This window comes from Granulicatella sp. 572.rep1_STHE (genome assembly GCF_001073445.1).
GTDB classification, from domain to species: Bacteria; Bacillota; Bacilli; order Lactobacillales; family Aerococcaceae; genus Granulicatella; species Granulicatella adiacens.
Genome location: NZ_JVBO01000011.1, coordinates 1 through 1,287, shown reverse-complemented (window position 1 = coordinate 1,287; position 1,287 = coordinate 1). Strand labels below are relative to the sequence as shown.

At 32.0% G+C, this 1,287-nt stretch carries 2 protein-coding genes; both read left to right on the top strand.

The window, feature by feature from the left end; translation table 11 throughout:
• Positions 1-64 precede the first annotated feature (64 nt).
• On the top strand, positions 65-790 hold the full coding sequence (locus ADH99_RS01400; RefSeq protein WP_049554615.1) for a helix-turn-helix domain-containing protein: 726 nt from the start codon (positions 65-67) through the stop codon (positions 788-790).
• 35 nt (positions 791-825) lie between these two features.
• A partial coding sequence (locus tag ADH99_RS01395) for an IS3 family transposase (protein ID WP_244273465.1) occupies positions 826-1,287 on the top strand: 462 nt, incomplete at its 3' end.

Sequence of the window (1,287 nt, the reverse complement as noted above, 5' to 3'; positions counted from 1 at the left end):
TGATATGCTCCCTCTAAAGTAGACACTAAAAAAGTAAACTACTTTAGAGGGGGTATTTTTTAGATTGGCTAAGAAACATACTGCAAAAGAATTAGAACGATTCATAGAATTGTATTTAGATGGTGTGCCTTTTCGTGAGTTGCGTAGTGAATATGGTTTAAGGATTTCACCTGGAACATTTAATATGTATTTTTCGAAATATAAAGCATATGGACTTTCTGCTTTAGAAGATAGAGATGGGTTTAACACTTATACAAATGAATTTAAAGAAATGGTGGTTAAAGAGTTTTTAGAATCGAAAACCTATTTAACGGCAATCACAAGAAAATATAATATTCCTTCTGTTACAACTGTACGAAATTGGATTATTAAGTATACTAATGGTGAGGCCACGAAGGCCTACTATCCTAAGCCAGAGGTATACACTATGAAATATAGAAAAACATCGCACGAAGAAAGAATCCTTATCGTCAAAGACTGTATTCAAAATCAATTAAACTATAAACAAACTGCACAGAAATATAACATCTCGTACAACTTGGTGTATCAATGGGTAAAAAAATATCAAAAATATGGCCCTGATGGATTAATAGACAGTCGAGGAAAACGAAAACCAGATAATATACAGACAGAAACTGAGCGTATTCGTGCAGAAATGGCTATATTAAAGGCACGAAACGAATATTTAGAAACAGAAAATGCCGCACTAAAAAAATTACAAGAAGTGGAAAGCGAGCTGATGTTTGCCAGACGAGATTTGAAGCGGAATATCAAACGATTAAAAAATTAAGTAAAAGAGGATTTCATATTACTCAATTGTGTAAAGTGTTAAAAGTCAGTAGAGCTGGCTATTATAAATGGTTAAATCGTGTCCCTTCGGAATCTGAAAAACGACTACGTCGTTTAATGGAATTAATACACGAAGTATATGAATCTGTTCAAGGTATATATGGATATCGTCGTATCACAATCTATTTAAACTATTATAGAAATGCGAAGGTGAATCATAAATGTATTCAGCGTCTTATGAAACTAATGGGATTAAAGGCAATTATACGAAAAAAACGTTATCGTTATAAATCCAACTCTGAAGAATACACCGCAGCTAATATTTTAAATAGAGAATTTAAGAAAGAATACGAGCCAATGGCTCTACTATTAACGGATATTACTGAATTAAAGTATGGAAAGGGAGAAAAAGCTTATTTAAGTGCAGTTTTAGACTATGGCACAAAGAAAATAGTTGCATATCAAATATCTAAACAAAATAATAATCAAATCGTTAAA